Origin of the sequence: Sphingobacterium sp. T2 (genome assembly GCF_000814685.1) — a bacterium.
Classification (GTDB): domain Bacteria; phylum Bacteroidota; class Bacteroidia; order Sphingobacteriales; family Sphingobacteriaceae; genus Sphingobacterium; species Sphingobacterium thermophilum.
The window spans coordinates 1-24,015 of sequence record NZ_JXAC01000032.1 but is presented as its reverse complement, the minus strand read 5'-3'; the positions used below and the strand labels follow the sequence as shown (position 1 = coordinate 24,015).

The 24,015-nt window shown below is 42.3% G+C and carries 21 protein-coding genes and 1 pseudogene; 5 read left to right on the top strand and 17 right to left on the bottom strand.

The window, feature by feature from the left end:
* Positions 1 to 128: 128 nt before the first annotated feature.
* The 16 genes from SD31_RS03045 to SD31_RS02985 form a co-directional block, all read right to left on the bottom strand.
* The gene (locus SD31_RS03045; protein ID WP_052258594.1) at positions 129 to 1,907 is read right to left on the bottom strand and encodes a RagB/SusD family nutrient uptake outer membrane protein; all 1,779 of its coding nucleotides are present in this window, start codon (positions 1,905 to 1,907) and stop codon (positions 129 to 131) included.
* A 137-nt stretch (positions 1,908 to 2,044) separates the two neighbouring features.
* Entirely contained in the window at positions 2,045 to 2,992 is a 948-nt protein-coding gene (locus tag SD31_RS16970; RefSeq protein WP_197053501.1) for a TonB-dependent receptor, read from the bottom strand.
* Positions 2,985 to 3,368, bottom strand: a complete 384-nt coding sequence (locus SD31_RS19805) for a hypothetical protein (RefSeq protein ID WP_262506514.1) — start codon at positions 3,366 to 3,368, stop codon at positions 2,985 to 2,987. Before SD31_RS19805 ends, SD31_RS16970 begins: the two co-directional genes overlap by 8 nt.
* Positions 3,346 to 5,070, bottom strand: coding sequence for a SusC/RagA family TonB-linked outer membrane protein (locus SD31_RS16960; protein ID WP_197053498.1), 1,725 nt, complete (start codon positions 5,068 to 5,070; stop codon positions 3,346 to 3,348). The genes SD31_RS19805 and SD31_RS16960 overlap by 23 nt, the downstream gene beginning before the upstream one ends.
* Before the next feature lie 629 nt (positions 5,071 to 5,699).
* Positions 5,700 to 7,469 carry a DUF4886 domain-containing protein gene (locus SD31_RS15870; protein WP_082021786.1) on the bottom strand — a complete coding sequence of 590 codons (1,770 nt, stop codon included), beginning with the start codon at positions 7,467 to 7,469 and terminating at the stop codon, positions 5,700 to 5,702.
* A gap of 254 nt (positions 7,470 to 7,723) precedes the next feature.
* A complete protein-coding gene (locus tag SD31_RS03030) occupies positions 7,724 to 7,951 on the bottom strand; it encodes a hypothetical protein (protein WP_231561108.1) in 228 nt (75 codons plus the stop codon).
* 30 nt (positions 7,952 to 7,981) lie between these two features.
* The gene (locus tag SD31_RS03025) at positions 7,982 to 9,190 is read right to left on the bottom strand and encodes an ATP-binding protein (protein ID WP_039053053.1); all 1,209 of its coding nucleotides are present in this window, start codon (positions 9,188 to 9,190) and stop codon (positions 7,982 to 7,984) included.
* Between the two features lie 103 nt (positions 9,191 to 9,293).
* Positions 9,294 to 10,388: a D-TA family PLP-dependent enzyme gene (locus SD31_RS03020; RefSeq protein ID WP_039053052.1), complete on the bottom strand. Its 1,095-nt coding sequence runs from the start codon at positions 10,386 to 10,388 to the stop codon at positions 9,294 to 9,296.
* Between the two features lie 158 nt (positions 10,389 to 10,546).
* Complete coding sequence (locus SD31_RS03015) at positions 10,547 to 11,914, bottom strand: neutral/alkaline non-lysosomal ceramidase N-terminal domain-containing protein (protein ID WP_039053051.1); 1,368 nt, start codon at positions 11,912 to 11,914, stop codon at positions 10,547 to 10,549.
* Between the two features lie 284 nt (positions 11,915 to 12,198).
* Positions 12,199 to 12,381 carry a hypothetical protein gene (locus SD31_RS18185; RefSeq protein WP_231561107.1) on the bottom strand — a complete coding sequence of 61 codons (183 nt, stop codon included), beginning with the start codon at positions 12,379 to 12,381 and terminating at the stop codon, positions 12,199 to 12,201.
* A complete protein-coding gene (locus tag SD31_RS18180) occupies positions 12,338 to 12,499 on the bottom strand; it encodes a GIY-YIG nuclease family protein (RefSeq protein WP_231561106.1) in 162 nt (53 codons plus the stop codon). Before SD31_RS18180 ends, SD31_RS18185 begins: the two co-directional genes overlap by 44 nt.
* 68 nt (positions 12,500 to 12,567) lie before the next feature.
* Positions 12,568 to 13,644, bottom strand: a complete 1,077-nt coding sequence (locus SD31_RS03005) for a dipeptidase (protein ID WP_039053050.1) — start codon at positions 13,642 to 13,644, stop codon at positions 12,568 to 12,570.
* Positions 13,625 to 14,449, bottom strand: coding sequence for a 3-hydroxyacyl-CoA dehydrogenase family protein (locus SD31_RS03000; protein ID WP_197053497.1), 825 nt, complete (start codon positions 14,447 to 14,449; stop codon positions 13,625 to 13,627). The genes SD31_RS03005 and SD31_RS03000 overlap by 20 nt, the downstream gene beginning before the upstream one ends.
* Positions 14,450 to 14,501: 52 nt before the next feature.
* The gene (locus SD31_RS02995) at positions 14,502 to 15,827 is read right to left on the bottom strand and encodes an aspartate aminotransferase family protein (RefSeq protein ID WP_231561105.1); all 1,326 of its coding nucleotides are present in this window, start codon (positions 15,825 to 15,827) and stop codon (positions 14,502 to 14,504) included.
* The gene (locus tag SD31_RS02990) at positions 15,820 to 16,794 is read right to left on the bottom strand and encodes a 3-hydroxyacyl-CoA dehydrogenase family protein (protein ID WP_039053057.1); all 975 of its coding nucleotides are present in this window, start codon (positions 16,792 to 16,794) and stop codon (positions 15,820 to 15,822) included. Before SD31_RS02990 ends, SD31_RS02995 begins: the two co-directional genes overlap by 8 nt.
* A complete protein-coding gene (locus SD31_RS02985) occupies positions 16,784 to 17,185 on the bottom strand; it encodes a RidA family protein (RefSeq protein WP_039053056.1) in 402 nt (133 codons plus the stop codon). Before SD31_RS02985 ends, SD31_RS02990 begins: the two co-directional genes overlap by 11 nt.
* A 293-nt stretch (positions 17,186 to 17,478) precedes the next feature.
* Here SD31_RS02985 and SD31_RS02980 point away from each other — a divergent pair, with 293 nt between their 5' ends.
* The 5 genes from SD31_RS02980 to SD31_RS02960 all read left to right on the top strand — a co-directional run bounded on the left by SD31_RS02980 (position 17,479) and on the right by SD31_RS02960 (position 23,467).
* Positions 17,479 to 18,360, top strand: a complete 882-nt coding sequence (locus SD31_RS02980; protein WP_039053049.1) for an AraC family transcriptional regulator — start codon at positions 17,479 to 17,481, stop codon at positions 18,358 to 18,360.
* 396 nt (positions 18,361 to 18,756) lie between these two features.
* Complete coding sequence (locus tag SD31_RS02975) at positions 18,757 to 21,570, top strand: DEAD/DEAH box helicase family protein (RefSeq protein ID WP_039053048.1); 2,814 nt, start codon at positions 18,757 to 18,759, stop codon at positions 21,568 to 21,570.
* Positions 21,570 to 22,358 (top strand): restriction endonuclease subunit S, encoded by a 789-nt coding sequence (locus SD31_RS02970; RefSeq protein WP_052258592.1) that lies wholly within the window; start codon positions 21,570 to 21,572, stop codon positions 22,356 to 22,358. The genes SD31_RS02975 and SD31_RS02970 overlap by 1 nt, the downstream gene beginning before the upstream one ends.
* Positions 22,359 to 22,372: 14 nt before the next feature.
* Positions 22,373 to 22,900 carry a restriction endonuclease subunit S gene (locus SD31_RS02965; protein WP_082021785.1) on the top strand — a complete coding sequence of 176 codons (528 nt, stop codon included), beginning with the start codon at positions 22,373 to 22,375 and terminating at the stop codon, positions 22,898 to 22,900.
* Between the two features lie 153 nt (positions 22,901 to 23,053).
* Entirely contained in the window at positions 23,054 to 23,467 is a 414-nt protein-coding gene (locus tag SD31_RS02960; RefSeq protein ID WP_039053047.1) for a mobile mystery protein A, read from the top strand.
* 141 nt (positions 23,468 to 23,608) lie between these two features.
* On the opposite strand, the pseudogene SD31_RS02955 reads toward SD31_RS02960, so the two are convergent.
* A pseudogene (locus SD31_RS02955) lies at positions 23,609 to 24,015 on the bottom strand (integrase core domain-containing protein); the annotation flags it as partial.

The following is a 24,015-nucleotide window of genomic DNA, read 5'->3' as shown; positions in this document are numbered from 1 at the left end:
TTTCGGTGGAATATCTTCATATGTGTTTGTCTTTTCGGAAATTCAATGTAGTATTTCATTATTTCCTCTTACTTTTTATTTTTAATTGAAAATCTTAATCCTACCATCCCGGATTCTGAAGCAGATTTTTATTGCGTAGTTATCTCATCCTGCATGATGGGCCACAATATATCCCGCAATGTATATTGACTGCGGTTGTGTGTAATCACCTGATAGAATTCCTGCGGCGTTTCGCCCGTCACATTCCATCCCCGAACCGGTTGGTTCATATATTCGATTGATTTCTTCCACCGTCGTAGATCCCAAAAGCGTTGTCCTTCAAAGGCCAGTTCAATATTCCGTTCCTGATGGATAATCTCCCGCATCCCTTCTTTTGTCGTTGGCTTTTGAGGAAACCGGGAGTGTTGCGCCCATGAGTCTACGACACCATCCAAACCAGCTCGCTGTCGAATAAGATCGATATAATGGTATACATTTGCATTAGGTGCCTGCAAAGATTCATTCAATGCTTCTGCATAGAGTAGATACAAATCTGCCAGACGGAACAATGGAAAGTCAAAACGCTTGCCAACATACGCATCCTTACCGGTATAGGCTGATAGATAATTTGACAGCTTTTTGATATAATAACCTGTGGTCGAATAACGTTGGTTACCGATCATCCCTCCGGTCATGGATTTGGCTTTGAGATTCAAAGGCCATTGTGCATTCTCATCTGTTCTTCCTAAACCAAACCACCAACCGCCATCGACACCCAAGGAACCATAAAACCGAGGTTCACGGTTCAAGTGCAAACCGATAGTACGGTATCCCGGTTGCATATATGCTTTCTGATCTGCCGGAACTAACGTTAAGGTCATACGATCGTCATAGGCATAATCCACATCCTCTTCAATCGGCACCCCATTTTTCGAATAAAACAATTCAGCCATTTTAAGCGTAGGCACGAACCATTGGTAAACCACATTTTGATGGTCGCTGTGCAGTCGGGGTATCGTACGTAATTCCAACCCAAGGTCTTGGATATTTGGGCTACTGCTATTAAAATCAGACAAACTCCATATACGTTCGGCATTGAACTTATCGGCTATGATCTGCCCCACCTGTATGACGCCGAGCGTCTCATTACTGACATTAAAAGTCGTCTGATGATGATATAATCTAATCCCGGCCTCATGCGCGATATCGATAGCCTCTTTAGCAGCCTCAGCTGCCAACACCCATTTATTGGGGTCAGCCACAGTGTTAAACAGTGCTATTCCACGCTTATCGATCATGTTGGCATAGTCCTGATTGCCGTTGAACAAGGGGCTGGCTGCTGTAACCAAAACCTTGGCCTTAATCGCTGCTGCAACAGCTTTGGTAATACGACCGGCATCAGCCACAGGGTTATCCACTTGGAAATCCAAATTGGGTATGGCTTCGTCCAATAACTGTACGATGTATGCCACGACCTCATCTATGGGTTCCCGATAGACCATCAATTCTTCTGTAGAAGCACTAGCCGGTAGATTTTCCCGGGCAATAGGAATGGGTCCATACAGTTGCATCAGATAGAAATGATAATAGGCTTTCAGCGTTTTTGCCTCAGCAATCCATTTTTCCCGCTCATAGCTATCCAAATCCCTCGCCTTGTGTACATTGGCAATAAAGGTATTACAATCCCGAATAGCTTTCCATAGCGCAGACCCACCTTCAATATTATGCCAATAACTATACAAGGGTCTCGTCACATTATTTCCATTAATCGCCAGCTCCCGGTAATATTGTCTCCAACGTTCTTGGGAACCATCATCAATAAATTGGTGAATCCAAAGATCGTCACCTGCGGCAAAGCCGGGGTCATAACGTGTTCCATTTCTTGGAATTTGATTATAACAAGTCGCTAATGCCCTTTGGGCACTCACCCTGATCCTTAAAAGCATCGTCCATTGTGGCAATATTATCCGGAACAATATCCAGATATTTTTGGCAACCGTAAAACGAAATGCTTACTATAAGGGTTAAAACTAATTTTATTGAGGATCTCATAACTGACACTTAATTATAGTGAACACTGAATTCCAAAATTGTACACCTTTTGCAGGGGATATCCTAAACCATTACCTCCCATCTCCACATCCCAAAGCTTGAACTTGGAAAAATTATACAAATTGGAACCGTTTATATACATTCTTATTTTCTCTATCCCAATTCTTTTGGTTAAGGTCTCTTTGAAAGTATAGCCCAATTCGACCTGTTTGATACGCAAAAAAGCTCCATTTCGCATAAACCAAGTACTTACTTTGGTATTATTTGTACTGGCAATATCGCTCAATCGTGGCCAAAGTGCTTTCAAATTTCTATTATCTTCAGACCAATGGTCATCCGCATAGGCTTGGAGCAGTTGGTTTTTCTGTCCTGTAGCTAATGAAACAAATGGTGCTGTTGTAGATGCATCTATCCAAAAGGACGATTTGGCCGACCCCTGAAAGAAAGAAGAGAAATCTATACCTTTATACCCCACTGAAAATCCAAAACCATAGGTCATCCGGGGTGTCGTCGGATAGCCGATAGGTACCATATCCAAGTCAGTAATCACCCCATCGCCATCAATGTCTTTGTACTTAATATCCCCACCAAGCACGTCACCAAATTGTGCAGGTGAGTTATAAACTTCCTCATCATCGATAAACAAGCGTTCGGCCACAAAACCAAATTGTTGTCCAAGAGGTAAGCCTACACGGGAACGCCACGGAAATGCACTGTAATCCGGCTCTTCATATTTGAGGTATTTACCTTCCGCATAAGTGAAATTTCCCCGGCCGGAAACAAACCATCCATTGGAGAAATTTTTGTTCGCCTCCAAAGAAACATCTATCCCCTTACTCTCTGCTTCACCTACATTTGCTTGTGGCAAGACAGCCACACCCATCGTATTCGGGGTATGCGCCCGTGTCATTAAGATATTGTATCGATGCTCTTTGTACAGATCCACAACAAGGTTAGCCATATTGAAAAGCCCTACCTCTGCACTTAAATTTAATTTTTTTGATTGTCTCCCAGGTAATATCTCGGTTTTCCAGACGTCCTTCTGTCACGCCATTAATCCTATTTCCAAATTCGGATCCGAAGGTATACCCCGCAGCCGATACGTTAGGATTAATCTCCGACAAATAGAAAAACCGGTCATCGAGGCTACCAATAGCATCATTTCCTACCAGACCGTAGGTTCCGCGCAACTTCAGATTAGACACGATCCGCTGTAGGTTGCCTTCCCAAAAAGGCTCTTTCGACACATACCAGGCTGCCCCTATGGTAGGGAAGAAGCCAAAACGATGCTCCTTTGCAAAACGTTCCGAACCATTATAACCAAAATTCCCCTCCACAAAGTATTTGTTTTGGAATGCATAGGTAAAACGACCAGCCAGTCCTAAATTTCGCATTGCCAATGAGTTTTGTCAGGCTTCCGGCATTAGCAGAAATTTTATTCTGCATCGTATAGACCAACATACCGCTAACTGAATGGTCTTCTCCAATGTCCGTATTATAGTTCAAAATTCCTTGAAAATAATCTTCAGAAGTAATTTGCTTGGCATCTTCATTATAAGTCAGATATTCATGTCCAGATGTCGGGTTCAGGTTAGTCAAAGTATATTTCCCTGTTGTCTTGTCATAACCTGATAAAATATAATAAAACGGGCTATACATACGGGATACCTGGTAATAATTGTACCTGGTGGTATTGTACATCGCACTAGCTTTCAATCCATCCAAGATGAAATCCAAATCCTGTTTGACTTCAAATTGAGCCAAAAACATGGCATTGGTATAATCCCTGTACCCCTTCATGAGGTTCGCATACGGATTTAAATACTCCCCTGCGCCGGAATTTCCAAACAAGATATGTTCAGTAGTCAGGTTCTTTTCATCCGGCTCATAATAGGCTGGAAATAGCACGGGGTCTGTACGGATAATCTGTCTATAGAAATCAGCACCATTCCCCAATGGTCCGGTATAATCGGTCCAGGTCGAATTAAGACGAACAATAGCTTCTGTCGTGTTGGTCAGGTTGATATTCACATTGGAACGCAGTCCATATGTTTTCAGATCAATGCCATTATTAAAGTTATTGCGATTATCGACCTTGAGCATACCGTTATCCTTGTTGTAAGTCGCCGCTACGTAATAACGGGCGACCTTCCCTCCACCGCTCACATTTAAGTTGAGCCGATGATTAAAGGTTCGGTCTTTTAGCATTAATGACTGCCAATCTGTCGCTGGATAGACCATTGGATCTTCCCCAGCCATAGTCCGCTCTATTTTTTCCCATTGGTATTGTCTTACCCTTCCTCTGGTCAAACTAGCCTCATTCGCCAGATTCATATAGGTAATCGGGTCAGCCAGTTCTATGTTTTGTGTAGGCTGCGAAGCCGATGTCTCATAGCGCAATGAGATTCTTGCTTTTCCTTCTTTACCTTCTTTCGTTGTAATCAAGATCACACCATTGGCTCCCCGGGCGCCGTATAGCGCTGTCGCTGATGCGTCTTTCATTATCGAGAAACTTGCCAAATCATCCACTTGCAGCCGCGCCAACTCACTGGCCGGCACCTCTACCCCATCCACCAAAATCAACGGCCTATTAGAATACCCAAAGCTTGTTACTCCACGGATAAAGAAGTCCGCATTGTCCGCACCCGGCTCTCCACTTTGTTGGAAAGCAATCAGGCCGGCGATACGCCCAGCCAGAGCCGTTGTCAAGTTGCTGGAAGGCACTTTCAGATCACTGGGTTTGACTGTGGTAATAGAGGCGACAACACTTTCCTTCTTCTGCTGCCCAAAAGCCACAACTGTGACTTCGTCCAAAGCATCTACCACAGGATTCAAGGTTACATTGATTTCTGTACGTCCTTCAACAGGTATGGTTTGGGGAGTGAAGCCGACGTACGTGTACACAAGCTCCCCACTAGCCTCAACTTGAAGCGAATAACGCCCCTCCTCATCCGTAAGCACACCTCTCGTGCTACCGAGAACAGTAACTGTGGCACCTTGTATAGGCGCTCCATTTTGATCGAGAACCGTCCCGCTCACAAAATGATCTGTTTGTGCGGAAAGCAATATGGGGAATGCAAGTAAAACGACAATTCCCAACATTACCTTATTATACAAAAGAAATATTACCTTTTTGATAAACATGGTATCCATAATTTAGTCATAATTTAGTTAAATTTATATATTCTTCTTGGTACCCCAAAAAGCTACATTCGATCAAACTGAGTACAAAAGAATGGTGAACTCTTATATATCAAAGATAGGAGCATAAAACCTTCGAGACTACTATTATTTTTTTCATAATTGGTATTATACTTCATGTGCTCAAATACAAGACAAGCTCTCACAGCTCAAACCATCTTTATATTCTAAAACTTTCATTGCTCAGGTCCGGAATATGGCTTTAGTTAGCCGGGCCTTAAAAAGCAGAATTAATTTTATTATTAGTAATTTTTACCAGGATAAAAATAGTGCTGATTAAGTCTTGAATGCGTAAAAAATGGTGCGCTGTCCAAAATGACCACTCAGGAACAAAATGTCCAAAAATGGCTGGTCTATTGTATTCTTATTCCGGTACAAAGGTACGCGTGACAGTACCAAAAGGCACGGCGTAGATCCGGGGTAATTTTGGCAACAGTTTCAACATCTTGTCAGTGCCTCGTCCGTAGCTAATTGGCCGATTGTGCCAACCGCAATGCATTGATATAGTAAAAACCCTCGGCATTATTATTTTGTTCTCCGGCCGTAATCGTAACTACGACCTCTCCATTGGCGTCAGGCTGAATATCATTTGCACAAGCTGTAATAGATGTATTATTCATCGCATCCAGCAAGGCAACACCTTCATTTTGTCCTTTGACAATATATTTGGTTTGCCTGTTTTCGTTCCGTGCTGCGTCAATTCGAGAGCCAAAGAAGCAGAAATTATATTTCTTTGTTTTGTCCAGTCCAACGAACTTGACGACACTTTGGACGATGTGCTTGCCGCCAAATTCTTTTTTCGAATTTCCATAGTATGAATCGGATGAGACGCTTTCAGGCATTTCAAAGTCCGTTGAAGTCGTTTTCGGACCATTTCCGTTTCTGGCATTGAACGGCTCCACAACACTCAAGGAGATGCCTGTGTAATTTCCTTCTTTATCTTTGAGGTTCGGAATAGCCGAAGCCGTCGTGATTCCGGTTAAGCCGTTCCACACTGGAGAGGACGTATTCGTTCCAAAATTGATAAGTACCGCGTGAGCAAGAGTACCAGATCCTCCACCACCTTGATAGTTCAACATAGGTGTTACCGCGTTGGGCGTGGAGATCGCCGAGTGCGCCGCATGCTGGGCAATCTCGGCATCATAGTCGGTGAGAGCTGCAGGCTTATAGCTATTTCCGATGACACTTTCACCAAAGATGGCTTCAAACCATGTGCAGGAAGCGGTGTATCTCCCAATATTCAAGTCAAGATGATAACCATCCCGACAGAAATTGTCTCCGATAACACTTGTACGCCCATTCTGGATAGCTGTGCCGGCTGGTACAATCAGATCGGCGTTTATTAAGCTTTTTGCCTGATTGTAGGTGCTCACAATAGCCTGATACATGGTTTCTTGATTCCTATTATAGTTGGCAAAGCCTGAATGGTCAGAAGTTTGCGCATAGGCCCAGGTTTGGTGCAAAACATATTTCACCTGAGGATTTGTTGCTCGTCCTTTGACATAATTATATAAGGCAGGAAGTGGTGTGACGAAGGTATTGTATTGGCCGGAGTTTTGACTCACTTGCTGAAAACTGATGTAATCCCAATTCTCATCAGCAACTGCTGTTGCAATTGTCGTATTCGCCTTGCTTGTCTTACTGCCATCCTGTTTTGTCTTTTTATAGGTATAAGTTGCAGCATTAGTCGCCGCATTTTGCGCATGCAGACTCAGTGATGCTCCGCCAATGACCAGGTTACCGATGACTATATTCTTGCCAGCGGCATGGGCCAGACCATACAAATGCTGTTCTAGCGCATCTTCCGAAAAACTATTTCCTATCGCCAATATCTTTACTATACCATCGTCCGGAACTTCAACAACCTCCGCTTCATTCACTATAATGGCACAATTAGCAAGTATGGCTCCCTGCGGGGAGAAAATAGAAACGCTTGTTTCGCCTTTTGATTTTGCGGTAATTGTAGCTGAATGATCGCTATTGACCGTTATTCCTGCGACATGTGTATTATTTACCCTCCACTTATAGGCCTGCGGATTCACGACTGACGGCGTAAAATGAGGGGTCAAAATGAGTTCCTCTCCTACGGTTAATGTACTTGTTGTCTTATTTAACTGTATTTCTTGTTTTTGTTGCTCGACCGGAGAGGCGGTGTTCTTTTGGCAGGAAAAGACATTAAAAGTGAAAAATGTAAGGATAATAAAGATAAAAGATCTTAGATTCAATAGTTTTACCATATTTATCTTGTTTAGTTTAAAAGCAGTTTCACTCTATCAGTTTTTTTTTCAATCTTCCTTTCCCACAATATTTTAGCAAGATGTGTTTAAAAAATAATTTTCCGCTTACTGAAATGATAAAAATACACCTGAAAACATCGCTTATCTATTATATTTATCCTTAATTATAATACTACTTTTCAGCATCATTATACATGCTCACATACAGTTTCAAGGGTTTCGTTCATCGTACAGGTGTGCGACCAAAGTACCCCCTACCTCTTCCTCGCCGCCACTTCCCATTCTGCCACGATAGCTCCGTGCTCTACAACCAACAGTTTGTCGTATAACGCCACCGTTGGGCAGATGTGGATAGGCAATGCATACAGCACATCCCCCGTTTTGAATGTATGATCTTCCCCTGCATCCAACACCATATGCTCTTCACTATGACCTATAGGTTTCAGCGAAGGCGCATTCAAGAAATACACCCTATTGTTCAAAGGGTAAAGTAACAATATTATTCAACAGACTTACAGGGTCTCTTTCAACAAAAAATCAGTAATATAAAGATGTCTGACACCTTCGATATCGTCCTTCCAAAACTCATCCATCGTCACGACATACTTCGGGTATTGATCGTCAATGGCCAAAAGATGTGAAAACTCCCTTTCTACCGTTGATTCGCTATCCAATTTATAGGCCACCTGCACATATAACTTTCCTCCTCTTTTCTCCGCAATAAAATCAACTTCCCGGCGATCCAACTTGCCGACATAGACCTTATACCCCCTACGTTTCAGTTCCAGAAAAACAATATTCTCCAGGATACCTGAGATCATCCGGTCACGAAAGCCCATAGTTGCATAAATCAGGGAAACGTCACTCACATAGAATTTTTCCTGTGTCTTCAATATTTCCTTGCCCTTGATATCATAACGGGGTACCCGATATAAAATAAACGCCCCTTCCAAAGCATTCAGGTAATTATAAACCGTATTGACATCCACCTTACGCTGTTGGCTCTTAAAATAATCAGCTACATTTTTGCCTGAAAACGTGTTGCCTATATTATCAAAAGCATACTTGATTACCCGTTCCAGAAGTTCTACATCACGTACCTTGTACCGCTGTACAGTATCGCGCAAAATAACCGAGGAATAGATGTCGTACACGACCTTGTACGCATCATCTTCCAAATAATCTGCTGTATGAATGACCGGAAAACCACCCTTGCGCAAATAAGAAACAAACGGACTGCCTTCCTTTTTTGTGGCATAATGTGTTCGGAAATCCAAAAATTCCCTATACGATAGTGTATAAACTGGAATTTCTATATAACGTCCTGCCAGAAAAGTCGCTAGCTCGGAAGACAACAAATGCGAATTAGACCCGGTGAGATAGATATCCACATCAAAATCTACTAAAAAAGAATTAACAGCTTTTTCCCATTCCTCGACTTCTTGTATTTCATCCAACAGAAGATAATACCTTGCTTTGTCTCGAATTCTTTCGCGAACAAAATCATATAATTGCTTTGCCTGGGTAAGCTCTGAATAGGTAAAACTTTCGAGGTTTATCGCAATAATATGATTTGCTGCTATGCCTCTGCGCAACAGGTTCTCTTTTAGCAAATTCAGCACAGTGGATTTTCCCGAGCGTCTGATCCCGGTGATGATCTTTACCTGTGGCTTGTCGATAAAGTTTTGGAGCTGTGATATATAAACGTTTCTGGCAATCATTCCCTTATGGTTACAACTACAAACATAATGATTTGCCTGTAGTTTTTACACATATAACCATAAAAACTATTTAAAATCAAGATGTTTTTGTGGATATAAAAAACTACCTCTTCCTCGCCGCCACTTCCCATTCTGCCACGATAGCTCCGTGCTCTACAACCAACAGTTTGTCGTATAACGCCACCGTTGGGCAGATGTGGATAGGCAATGCATACAGCACATCCCCCGTTTTGAATGCATGATCTTCCCCTGCATCCAACACCATATGCTCTTCACTATGACCTATGGGTTTCAGCGAAGGCGCATTCAGGAAATACACCCTATTGTTCAGCGGGTTTTCAGATGCAATGGCTTTATATCCCAGATCGACACAGATTGTATTCGGTGACGGTAAGGAAACTACACGTGTCATCAGCACCGCTGCCGGAAGAAATTTCTGTTCGGGCAAGGTATCGGCATAGCCCTTGTCCCACAGCACAAATGTACCGGGGCTGCACTCCACATCGGGGTACTGCGCATATATCGGGAAAGAGGGAGACCCTCCGATAATAATCTTGGGTGTAGCAAAGCCCTCAGCAGCCAACTGCTCCGTCATCGTAGCAACAGGCGCATAGTTCCCGTCACAGATAACCTTCCGTCTATCCAGGTCGATTTCACGTACATGACCGTCATACGCATGAAAGCCCTGTATCGCTATTCCGGGCATTTCGGCACAAGGCCGGTATAGTTCCAACGCACCTTTACCGGGGAGGATTCCTGTGCGCCCCATGCCTATATTGAGGTCGATATATACATCTATGGTCGTGTGTTGTTGGACGGCTTTCTCTGACAACAATCGTACCGCATCCACATCATCGACAATAGCGGCATATTTTGTCTGTGTATATTGTCGTGTCAGCGCTATAAACCGGTCTATCTTGGGGCCATAAAGCGGATATGCCAACAACACATCCGGTGCATTGCATTGCCCCAACAGCTCTGCTTCGGCGATAGTAGCGCACTTAAATTTTTGGATTCCGGCCTCCAATTGCATTTGGAGGATTTCTTTGGTCTTATGTGTTTTGATATGTGGACGCAACCTATTGGGATTATCGATCATGCTTTTGAGCACCTCAATATTCTCCCGGATACGATCCGGATAAACCAATAGCACCGGAGTATCTACGGTGTTTTCTGTATGTAGGCTATACCAATTCATTTCTAATTTATAACATAGAGCGTGTCTATAAAAGTCGTTAAATACAAAAAAAACGCGTCATTGCGAGGAAGTATGACGAAGCGATCTGCGTTTTTGACATCAGATTGCTTCGTTACCTCGCAATGATGATGATGTTTGACTTTTTAGACACCCTCTTTTTATCCTCTATGTGACTCTATCTGCTTCAATAGCACATTTCTGATTTTCTCTTCAGCTGCCTCTTCCAAAAAGCTGGTCCGGCAACGCCAGGTCTCGTACCCACCCAAGGCAATTTCATGGGCGGGCGGAACATAGCCCACGTAATCATTTGCCAAACAAATCGTAAAATACTTTCCGGCCGGTGCGGCTGCTTTCAAAGCTAATCCCGTTTCTGCAAAAAACTCTCCGCCCAGACCTCCAATGATGCCCGAGCCAATCCTAAACGACTGTATATAAAAATCCACCCGGTCGGGAAACTCTGCCAATAAAACCTGTTCTCGAGCATAAATCTGCCGATACCCCTCCTGATCCAATACAATATGCTCATAATCGGTATCCATAACGATTTGCTTTGCACTTGCCAATTCCGATTCGGATGGTTTTCTTAATTCCACCGGCAGCTCTTCGTACAACACATTCAAAACCGGATCTTCCTCCCAGTGGAGATTTGGAATATCCTGCAACACTTTATCCGCCAAATCCTTGCCGATCAATGCACTTTTTTGGTGCATCCCCGTAGGGTAACGGTTGGAATTCATAAAATCCCAAATATTGATTTCGCCACTCGTGCCATTGGTCAACATAGCCACAAAACCGTCGCTTCCTGCCCACTCTTGCTGCAAACAATCGGCAAATACACCAAAATAATCTGCACTGATTGTTCCTCTTTCGGCATCGCCCACATAATGCAGGGAATAATTGGCTAAAAGACCTATCCACGCATCATCTAATCCTTTTATTGCTAAATAAGCCAACTGCGTGTCTGGTACAGAATTTCTTTCTACGATGTGTTCTTCGTCCCCAAAAGGATTGGTTTTCACCAGATCATATCCTCCTGTCACCGGGTTGAATGGCTTATATGCCGAAGACATCCTATATCGTCGACACAATACATGTTCAGGAGCATCTACAGCCCCAAAGGCTATTCTTGCAGGCTTTAACCGTGGCAAGGTTTCCACGACAAGATCAACTAAAATTCCATGAAGTTTTTTTCGATAGGTAAAGTCCGCATGTCCCAACAACAGATCGGTAACAGCACCTGCTGAATGTGTATGTGTGGCGGAGATCAGAACGTGAGATTTGGGTATTCCGGCAGCTCTTTGGATATCAGATTTCACTTCATCCAAAAAATCCTTCTGCATAGCACAGATATCCACCACGACGAATACCAGGGTCGTATCTTCATCCTGCAATACCAATGATTTGGCGTACAAGGGGTCGTGTATTTTATTCGCGTACCTGCTCTGAAACTCTCCATTAATCAATGTGCCCAATGGAGGAGTGATGTCTTTTTTTAACGCTGCCGCTTGAAATTTATCGTGGTTCATTTTTTTATTAATCAAAGATACCCTATTTCATTTTCCAGATTGCTTCACCGTCGTTGGATTGTAAAACTTTCTCTCAGCTACATGACAAGTAGTTTTGTCATAAATTTTGCAGAAAAGGGCAAAATTTTCGCCAAAACACCCTACGATTGACACCATACCCCGGGTTGACACCCGGGGCAACTAATATATAGCCCCTACAGGGCATATTTTAATAATCGAACTCAGGTCAACAACAAAAACACGTCATTGCGAGGAAATACGACGAAGCAATCTGTGCTTTTGTGTTACCATAATTTCACTTCTTTTTCGTATAAATCACCCCAATTTGGATTTAATTCTTCAATCAACGCTATTTCTTGTGCTCTACTTCCTCCTTTTATTCTCTTTTCTTCTGCAATTGCCTCTTCAATATCAGAGAAAAACCTAGTAAACAAGCTTGTACACTTTATACTTACTTGTAAACGCATTAGGATAAGTCTGGTGCTGATGTTGATATATTCGAGATTGCAAGTCTGATGTCACACCTGTATACAGAACCGTATGACGGCTAGTGGTCAAAATATAAACACATTCTCCTCTTTGCATGTCCAATTAATGTTTACATATACTTTGTCTGCCAGATTGCTTCGTTCCTCGCGATGACAGCATAACAGTTACAATGCACTTCTCAAAAACCGTAGCCAATTCCCACTGAAGATATTATCAATATCTTCCTCTTTGTACCCTCTTTTGGACAAAAGGTAATCAAACTTCTGCAAGTCTGCAATAGAATCCATATCCCAAGGGGATTGCTCTGTCCCAAATATCCCATCCAGATCGCTACCAATACCGATATGCTCGGAATTGCCGGCTATCTGGCAGATATGATCCCAATGATCGATCAGCATCTCTAAGCGGATATCCAATTGCCATGGATCCGATACCGTGTCGATAAAACGGATATCCATCGCCCAACAGTCCAACATGCCGCCGATGACTGCACCTCGATCGATGAGCCTTTTGATCTGCTCATCGCTCAATTGACGTTGATTAGGGACGATTTTCCTGACGTTGTGATGACTTGCCCAGATTGGCCCGTCATATTGATTCAAAGCTTGGTCAAAGCCCTCTTCTGTGAGGTGAGTTACATCCAAAATCATGTTTAGTTCGGACATGATTTTCAAGAGTTCCAAACCGTTAGGATGAATCTTTCCTGACGTTTTGGTACCGTCGGCATAGCGTCCGGGGCCAAAATGCGACAGTCCCAATGCACGGAGTCCGTACGCATGGGCTTCATACAGATAATCCGGTGTGACCAACGAATCAGCGCCTTCCAGGCTGAGCAGATAGCCGACAGGCTTCTCTTCATCTGGCTTGGACGTGTCGTTCCACAGATCGAGATGCGCATCCAACCCTTTCCGGTCAATGACCTGAACCATCTCTCCCTGCTTTTCCATCTCTCTGTACCAGGCCAATTGTGCCTGGGTCATTGCCCAGGCCTGCGCCGGAGAATTCCAGCCTGTCAAGGCACTGTTGAACGGATTGACCCGGGCCAATTGTGTAGCCACGACCAAACCAATTCTGCCCCGTCTTAGCTCCGGTAAGCAAACCGTGCCTTTGCCCCGATCGGGTTTATCTTTCATGTTACGCTCACGTAGTCGAATCTGTTCCAATGGCATCGCAAGATCACGATTCCACTCTATCGCATTCATAGCGAGATCGAGATGTGCATCAACGATAAATCTTTTCATGATCGAACTTTTTTATCAACTCCTTCATCTCTTTACTAAACTTGTCAAACACTTCCTCCCAGTTCTTCCGATCATCGGGACTATAGGCATAAAATCCCCGCCCTTGATCCATTCCAGTTTCTCCTAGCGTTCTCATTTCGCGCAAAATAGGAGACAAGGTTGTACTAGTGGATAATTCCGGATTTAAATCTTTCATGACCATCCCGTACGCATAAGTTCCCATGAGGTCCATGTAGCGGAAATTACCCGCAAACGGCAAGTAATATCCTGCATCATTGCGGCAAGCCCGATCTACACTTTCCACCGAAGCAAAGTCTTCTTCAACGAGGTACAGTGCTTCGCGCAACATAGCCGCCATCATCCTCGCTCGTATGCTAAATCCACTCTGTACAACGTACGGATCTTTATTCCAATACTTCTTAACTTGATCTACCAGACTCTCTAATGCCACCTCATTCGAGTGCGCATGACTAATGATCTCCGCGAAGTAAGTCTGACCGACCGGAAAAGTCCAGTTGAGGCCAAATATTCGCTTCGGATGCCGGCACTCTTCTACAATCTCGGGAAGAGAGACAGCCTCCATATTAATCGCTATTATAGTGTCGTCGCTCACACGCTCTTCTATCCGCTGTATCATTTCCAGTTTATCCTCGAGCCTATCTACCGTAGCGACCACCACCAAGCGACTCTGAATAGTCTCCGGCCAATCGGTAAGGATCTGTATATCCTTCCCAGCCGTACTGCCCACTGTTGATAGCAAAACAGTAAAATATCCATTGGCCCGTAAGCCCTCCGCGATGCTCACGGCCAGACGGTCATCGCCGACGATAGTTATTGGAAAATCTACTCCATTAGTTTTATTCATGTTGCATTTTCTTAAGAACCTCAGCCGCTACGCGTAGCGCTTCATCAATTTCCTCTTCTGTATGCACTGCCGAAATATACCACAATCCACGACCTATTACCCGCACACCACGATCGTGCAGACCTGCGATGAACTTGGCTAGTTTGGCCTTATCGGTGTGCAAAGTATCTCTATAATTCTTGATTTCGGATAGATCCGTGAATGATGTATTGAGCATTGGCCCCGCCCCCTGTACTAAGAGGTTTTGCTCGGCAGATTGTGCCGCCGCCCGCAGTCCATCCATCAAACGATTGCCCAGGCGAAACATCCGCTCGTAGGTCAGCGGGTCTTGCTCTAACACCTCAATCGTAGCAAGCGCAGCAGCAACGGTAGCGTTGCTGGTATTCATCGTACCCGCATGGATAACCCTTGCCGTCTCAATTTCGTCCATCCATTCGCGCTTGCCCACTATCGCACTGATCGGGTAGCCACTGGCGATTGCTTTCGCAAAAATGGACAAGTCCGGTGTAATGTTGAAATACTTCTGCGCACCGCCCAAGCCCAATCGAAACCCTGTGATGACCTCATCAAATATCAAGGCTATACCATAGCGATCACATAAGTCACGCAAACCTTCGAGAAACCCCTCCTGTGGCAAGATGCATCCATTATTACACATGATGGGTTCGGTGATGATCGCCGCCACCTCCTCATGCCGGGCTTCTAGTAATTGCTCTACCAATGCTAGATTATTCCAAGGCAAAATGATAAAATCATCCCGGCTGTTGGGCGATAAGCCGGCTGACCATGGATATACATTCGGATTATACTCCTCTCCCAGATCCTCCGCAGAGGGTGTACTAATTCCCCAAGCCACATTATCCAACCAACCATGATAATGTCCCTCAAACCGCAGAAATTTATTCCTTCCTGTCTTGGAGCGCGCAACCCTAAACGCTGTTTGAACGGCTTCAGATCCATCGAGACAAAAGCGCATCAACTCTGCTGACGGGATAAGTTGATTGAGCTTTTCAGCAAGTTCAATTTCCTTGATATGCTGACCTGCAAACAACTGACCCAGCCTAGAATAGGAATTCACAGCATCCAACACATGGGGGTGCGAATGGCCTACAATCAAAGGGCCTTGACTCAGGGTAAAGTCCAAATAACCATTACCATCAACATCGTACACCCGGGTACCTTCACCGTGCGTATAAAATATAGCATGAGGATGATTATACTTCCGAAATTCAGAGGACACCCCTCCGGCCAGCACTTTGCTTGCCCTATCCAATAATTCTTTAGACTTTTGATATATCATTTTCTCTTTACTAAACAACTTTTGTCAACAGGAGCCTACGGTATTTGGACGCTAACTCATAAATATCTTTATTAAACCGGGCAAAGGCTTCATTCCACGCTTGCGCTTCTTCTTCTGTATATGAATAAAGGCCGTTGCAATTGTGCGTTCCTTTTGCATTTTGACTGACCATCTTCTCCATAATTGCAGGCACATCCGACCGATTACTCAGTTTTGCAATAAGTTTTTCATAGGTATTGATATAATCTGTTCTGCCCATAAAATCCAGGTACCGAAAAATTCCCATCAGCGTAATCCACGAACCGACATCATACCGAAATACTTTATCTGCATCTTCTAAGGTTGTATCACCTTGTTCAATGAGCGTCAGTGCTTCGCGGTAAACGGCATACATCAATCTATTCGTAATAAATCCACGAATATCCTTTTTCAGTAAAGTAGGCTCCTTGCCCCAGCTTTGCCCCAAATTCAGCACATACTCTGCAATAACCAGATCCGTCTTTTCCCCACAGGTAATTTCCAGGAACCGCGTCATATACGCAGGCTCGGCCCAGTGAACCCCGACAAAACGTTGAGGATTGGGAACCAGTCCCTGTAGTTCACTTATGGGAATAGCAGACGTATTTGAAGCAATTACGGCGTCAGGACGTACATAACTGGCAATCTTGTGATAGACTTGCTCTTTAATGACCTTATCTTCAACGACGCACTCTTGCACATAGTCGCAGCCGGCAATATCCTCGTAACTTTCAGTTATATGTAACCGCTGAATATAATACCCCAGCTCTCTCTGCAGTATTCCGCAGCTATCTGCATGCTTGAGTAAGGAGATTATACGGGAAGTAGCTGCATCCTTTTCACCCGGAATAGGCGCCAACCCTATAATCTGATGCCCCGCGACCAATAATGAGACGACAATGCTGCTCCCCATCAAACCTAGCCCGACAACGGCAATCTGCACGTTTGAATTCGAATTAATCTTCATCAGCACACACCAACTTTACAATGCAATCTATTTCCACACAAATACCTTCAGCTAACACGGACTGAACTGTCGTGCGCGCGGGTTTTATCCCACTAAAGTAAGTGCTGTATACACCGTCAAATCTGTCGAAATCATTAATGTCTGATAAGTGGACAGTAGTCTTGACCACATCATCCATAGTAGCCCCTGCTGCCTCAACAATAGCTTGAATATTGTCCATCGTGCGTTTCGTCTCCTCTTCTATAGTACCGAGGATGAAAGAAGATGTTTTAAAATCGACAGAAGCTTGGCCGCTGATAAAAAGAAATCCGCCCGAAACAACACCATCGGAATAAGCCCCGGTTACGAATGCAGCATCTCTATCTGGATGAACGATTTTTTGCTTGCCCATACATTGTGTTTTTTGTGGTTTATCAATATGTATAGAGCAAAGGTAATTTGCGTGCTTTAGCAAGTCTATTACATTTGTGCCCAATTGTGGTACTATCTTTCAAAGGCAAGTCGGGCAAAAGTAAGATTCGAGGTATTTTGGCTTAAGGGGCACCGATCTCCGCTACGGACTCAAGTGACATGGGTTTATTCTACCATATTATGATACTATTTTTCAGAAATAGGCATTATTCTTTGTGTTTACGGACGAATTTATATAAATTAGTAGTAGCTACTAACCAAAATAAGTTGTCTATGAAAGCTGTCGAATATAGATTACCCAAGGAGTTTGATAAGTCGTTCATTGTTTTTAGGGAGAGGGGGTTGTTCTTTCCCTGTCCTTGGCACTACCATCCGGAGTATGAACTTGTATTGGTCAACAAAAGTACTGGTCGCCGTATGGTGGGCGACCATATTGGGTCTTTTGCTGCTGGAGATTTGGTACTGATGGGGCCTGGTTTACCACATGTGTGGGTCAATGATCAAAACTATTTTAAAGAAGACAACTGCACCGAAGCAGATGCCGTCGTTGTGCATTTCATGGATGACTTTTTGGGGGAAAACTTCTTCAACCTCCCCGAGACCGAAGCATTAACAAAAGTCCTGGATCTTTCACATCGAGGTCTGGTAATCACTGGCAGTACAAGATATCGTATTGCAAGAATAATGAATAAAATGGTCAATGAGACAGGATTAAAGCGTCTATCCTCGCTGTTTAAAATTTTTGACATATTGGCCAACAGTAGCGAATACGAGCCACTAGCAAGTCCATCCTACATGGAAAACACGAAAGAAGCGTATTCCGATAGATTTAGCCGAATTTCCGAATTTGTATTGCGGAATTTCCATCGTGAGATTTCATTGAAAGAAATTTCGGAGGTAGCTAATATGGCTACCACTACTTTTTGTAATTTCTTTAAAGAGCATTTTCGAATGACCTTTGTAGAATATCTCAACAGTATACGGATCGGCCATGTATGTAAGCTCTTATCCAATCAAGACAAGACTATCATTGAAATTGCGTATGAATGTGGCTTCAACAACTTAGCAAATTTCAACCGACAATTTAAACGGTTGAAGGGAATGACTCCAAAGGAATATCGTAAATTGCTGAAGGCAGAACCTTTATCAGCATAGATGGTTTTGCCAGTTGTGCCTCCTCCACTTTTTACAGTATAGACTATCGATGAACACATAACATATAATTGACTCAATATCACCTTTACGAATAGAATATCCCAATAGGCATAAAAGGCAGAACTTCGTAATTTACATATCTGCATTACCTCTAATCACCTCCGAATTATTTTCCGTATCAATCCTTATCCCCCCGCCAATAGCTATAAGCAATAAAACGCCTATCCATAGCCAATCCCAGACGGGTGGCCTATCCTTATAGCTACTCGGATCTATAAGCTGTGTGCTTCAATGCGCTCTAAGGCGATGGAAGCGTTTAATAGTATGTAATTTATAATAGGTTTGTTATGAAAAGATAAATCAATTTATTATAATTGATAATTAACCTTTATTTGAATGCTAAATCAAAATCCGGAACAAATTGCTCGTGATCGTATTGACGAAATGTTACGTCAGGCAGGTTGGGCAGTTCAAGCTAAAGATAAAATTAACTTCAATGCTGCAAAAGGTATTGCCGTTCGTGAATATACTACTTCCGTAGGTCCTGCAGATTACGTATTATTCGTCAATCAAAAACCTATAGGAATTATCGAAGCCAAGAAAGAAGACGAAGGTCACCGAATGACTGTTGCAGAAGAACAATCAAAAGGATATGCAGAGGCTCAATTGAAGTACTTTAATTCTGCAGAAACCATTCCTTTTGTGTACGAGAGCACAGGAACCATCACTCGTTTTACAGATTATCGCGACCCTAACCCAAGAAGTCGTGAGGTCTTTCATTTCCACAAGCCAGAAACATTATTGGAGTGGAAGAATATGGAAAAAACCTTACGTGGTCGCTTAAAGGATTTACCGGCTTTAGATGAAACAGGCTTACGACCTGTGCAGATATTGGCTATCAACAATTTAGAAAAGTCATTTAAACAAGCCAAGCCCAAAGCCTTAATTCAAATGGCAACAGGCGCAGGAAAAACATTTACTGCAGCTACATTTATTTATCGTTTGTTGAAGTTTGCTAAGGCAAAGCGTGTACTATTTTTAGTAGATACCAAAAACTTGGGCGAACAAGCTGAACAAGAGTTCATGGCTTTTCAACCGAATGACGATAACCGTAAGTTTACTGAATTATATAATGTCCAGCGTTTAAGTTCTAGCTTCATCGCTTCAGACAGTCAAGTCTGTATTTCTACTATTCAGCGGATGTATTCCATCTTGCGTGGTGAAGAGATGGACGAGACTGCAGATGTCGAAAATCCAAACGAACAATCTTCATGGCTGCAACAAAAATTGGCCGAAAAGAAGGTGATTCCAGTGGAATACAACCCACAAGTGCCAATTGAACAGTTTGACTTCATCATCATTGACGAATGTCACCGCTCGATTTACAACCTGTGGAAGCAAGTGCTGGATTACTTCTATGCTTTCCTTATTGGATTAACAGCAACGCCTGATAAACGTACGTTTGGTTTCTTCAATGAAAACGTCGTGAGTCAATATACTTATGAAGAATCGGTATTAGATGGAGTCAATGTACCGTATGAGGTGTACACCATAGAAACGGAAATTTCACAAAGTGGTGGATTAATAGAATCAGGTTGGTTTGTAGATCGTAGAGATAAATTATCTAGAGCCAAACGATGGCAACAAGAAGATGAGGATACGGAATATCAACGCAATGAACTGGATAAAGCGGTGGTAAATGTATCTCAAATTCGTACCATTATAAAAGAGTTCAAACGGGCTTTGGAACAGGTGATTTATCCAGACCGTTGGAATGCCGACAGAACGGAATATGAAGTACCCAAAACGCTAATCTTTGCCAAAACGGATTCACATGCGGATGATATTATTAATATTGTACGTGAGGAATTCGGAGAAGGCAATGAATTTTGTAAAAAGGTAACCTATAAAATAGACGAGGACCCGAAATCGGTATTAAATCGTTTCCGTAATGATTTTTACCCTCGTATTGCCGTTACGGTAGATATGATTGCTACGGGTACCGATGTCAAACCCTTGGAAGTTTTACTCTTTATGCGTGATGTGAAAAGCGTGAATTACTTTGAACAGATGAAAGGGCGTGGTACACGTACAATCAATGCGGATAAATTGCAATTAGTCAGTAAACAAGCTCGTGTCAAAAATCATTTCGTGATTGTAGATGCGGTCGGTGCAACCAAATCCAAGAAAACGGACAGCCGTCCTTTGGAGCGTAAACCTACCGTAGCTTTAAAAGAATTGCTTGGTGCCGTGACGATGGGTGTTGCAGAAGAAGATGTATTTCTTTCCTTGGCAAATCGACTCATTCGTTTAGACAGACAAATTACACCCAAAGAACAAGAACGTATCATCGAACTGTCGGGTGGTAAAAATATAAAGCAAATTACGCGTGAGTTAATCACAGCCTTTGACCCAGACGCAATTGAAGCAGCGACACAATTGCAAATAGATAAAATCCCTGTGCAAGAGCGAACGCCATTCTTAGTGGAAAAAGCACGACAAGAAGCTCAAGAAAATTTAATCCGTCAAGCTTCACTCAATTTTAATGGTGAACTAAACGAGTATATCGACGATGTGCGCAAACAACACGAACAAATCATCGATCACATCAATATCGATACGGTGCTGAAATCCGAATGGGATACCACAACCGTAGATAAAGCACAAACCTTGATTCAAGAATTCGAAGAATACTTAAAAGCCAACAAAGACGAAATCACGGCTTTATCCATTTACTTTGGTCAACCCTACCGCAGAAGAGACATCACCTTCAAAATGATCCAAGAGTTGATGGAGAAAATACGCCTAGAAAAACCGATATTTGCACCCTTGCATGTGTGGGAAGCCTACAAAACACTAGGTAAAACCCAACATGATGCGCCAAAAGATGAGCTGACCGCATTAGTATCCTTAATCCGTGCCGTTTGTGGTATCGATAGCGAATTAAAAGCCTACGACAAAACGGTGGACGAAAATTTTAAGCAATGGATATTTGCGCAAAATGCCGGACAGCACAACCGTTTTACACCCGAACAAATGGACTGGCTCCGTATGATCAAAGAACACATTGTCAATTCCTATCATTTAGAATTAGACGATTTGGATTACAATCCTTTTGACGTACATGGCGGTAGAGGTAAAATGTACCAACTCTTTGGCGACGACATGCAAAATATTATTAACGAACTAAATGAAGCTTTAGCTGCATAATGAGAGAAGATTGGGTAGAATGTAAATTAGAAGATATCGGGTTAATTTATTCAGGAGGCACTCCAAAAACAAATATACTTGAATATTGGGGAAACGATATCAGTTGGATATCTCCTAGTGATTTATCTAAATATGAGAATGTGTATATTGAGCGTGGGGCAAAGTCAATTACTAAATTAGGACTTGAAAAATCTTCCGCACAATTATTTCCCGCTGGTACTGTACTATTTTCTTCTAGAGCTCCAATTGGTTATACGGTTATTGCTAAGAATGAAATGACTACCAACCAAGGGTTTAAAAGTGTTCAACCATTGGGAGGTATTGATTCTAAATATGTTTATTATAATCTAAAGTTTTCTAAAAATAAAGCAGAGAGCGTTGCAACAGGAACAACTTTTAAAGAAATATCTAAAGTTCAATTTAGTAACTTAAATTTCCCACTTCCACCCCTTCCCGAGCAACGTGCCATTATCAAGAAGATAGAAGCTTTGTTCTCGAGTTTAGATGCAGGTATTTCCGACCTCAAAAAAGCCCAAGAACAACTGAAAATCTACCGCCAAGCCGTTTTGAAAAAAGCATTTGAGGGGATTGAAACAGAAAAAAGTTTAGGGGAAATTAAGGTTGATTCAATGATAGGCTTAGTAAAATCTAATGCAGAACAATTTGAAACTGGACTAACACCATATATAAAGATGAATAATATAACTATGGATGGTAAAACGGATATAGTTAATACTGTTTTTGTTGAAGCGACTGAAGAAGAAGAAAAAAAAAATACAATCTTTTAAAAGGTGATTTACTAATTAACACTAGAAATAGTTTCGAATTGGTAGGTAAAACAGGGATTATCAGAGAAAATCTTGACGGCTATGTGTTTAATAATAATTTAATGAGATTACGAGTAGTTTCAAGTATTGATCCTTTGTTTATTTTTTATCAATTAATAGGTCCTAAGTTAAGAAAGGATATGATTGCTGAGAAGAAAGCTACTACAAGTATATGTGCTCTATATCAAAGGGATTTATTTCCATTGAAAGTAAAGGTCTTACCTAGTTTAGAAGAACAAGCCCAAATCGTCAAAGAAATCGAAGCACGTTTATCGGTTTGTGATGCGGTAGAAAAACAAATTCAAGACAGTTTAGACCAAGCAGAAGCTTTACGCCAAAGCATCCTCAAAAAAGCATTTGAAGGCCGTTTATTGAGCGAAGAAGAATTAAATCATTGCAAACAAGCACCAGACTATGAACCTGCTTCAGTACTCTTAGAGAAAATAAAAGCGGAGAAAGAAGCCAACAAACCGGTGAAGAAAAAAACAATGAAAATGAAATAATAGTCAGTTTTTATGTTTACTTTATTTTGCTTTAGTCAACTTAAATGTTTACTAATTTTAAATTGTGTAAATATATATGTTGATTTATTTAACAAAAAGTAAACTTATGTGTTTACTTTTTGTTACTTTTGTCAAAGTAAATATTGACATATTATGAAGAGTAATTTACAAAGAAAGCAATTAGATGAAAAGCTTAGGGCAATTTCAGCGCTTCAAAACGTTCAAACTCCTGTTGGCGGATGGTTGAAAGCCATACGTACAACACTTGGTATGAGCTTAGAACAATTAGGCAATAAATTAGGTGTTACCAAACAAAGCATACAGAGTTTAGAAAAAAGAGAAAAAGAAGGAAGCATCACAATCAATTCGTTAAAAGAAACGGCTCAGGCATTGGATATGAAATTCGTATATGCGTTATTACCAATAGATGGAAGTCTAGAACAATTAGTTGAGCGTAAAGCCGAAATCTTAGCTAAAGATATTGTCATGCGTACTACACAAACTATGGCTTTAGAAGATCAAGAGAATGCACAAGCTCGATTAAAGGAGGCTATAAGAAGAACGTAAAAAAGAAGATTATTGAAAGTAATCCAAAAATATATGGTGTCGACTTCCCCGAATTAAGACTGCATAATTTTACAAAATTCTCTTCAAATTAACCTAAACCTAAATACCCTAACACGCCTGTCTATCGCCTTCAAAAGCGGATAAAGCGGCATATTCGGTTGGAGGCATATTGCCAAGACTGTCGTGCGGTCTGTGATTGTTATAATCATCCATCCATTGCCAGGTAACTTCCCTTACCTCATCAAGGGTGTCAAACAGGTAGCAGTCCAATACATTATCACGGTAAGTCCCGTTCAATCTTTCCACAAAACTATTCTGCGTGGGCTTTCCGGGCTGGATATAATAAAACTCTATGCCGTTGACCACACTCCATTCCCTTAAAAGCTGGGATATGAACTCCGGGCCGTTGTCCATTCTGATTTTCCCGGGCTTGCCCCTACGTTTAATCAGATGGTTCAGCACCCAAACCACCCGCGAACTGCGCAGGGAATAATCCACTTCGATATGCAGTGCTTCCCTGTTGAAATCGTCCATCACGTTGAAAGAAC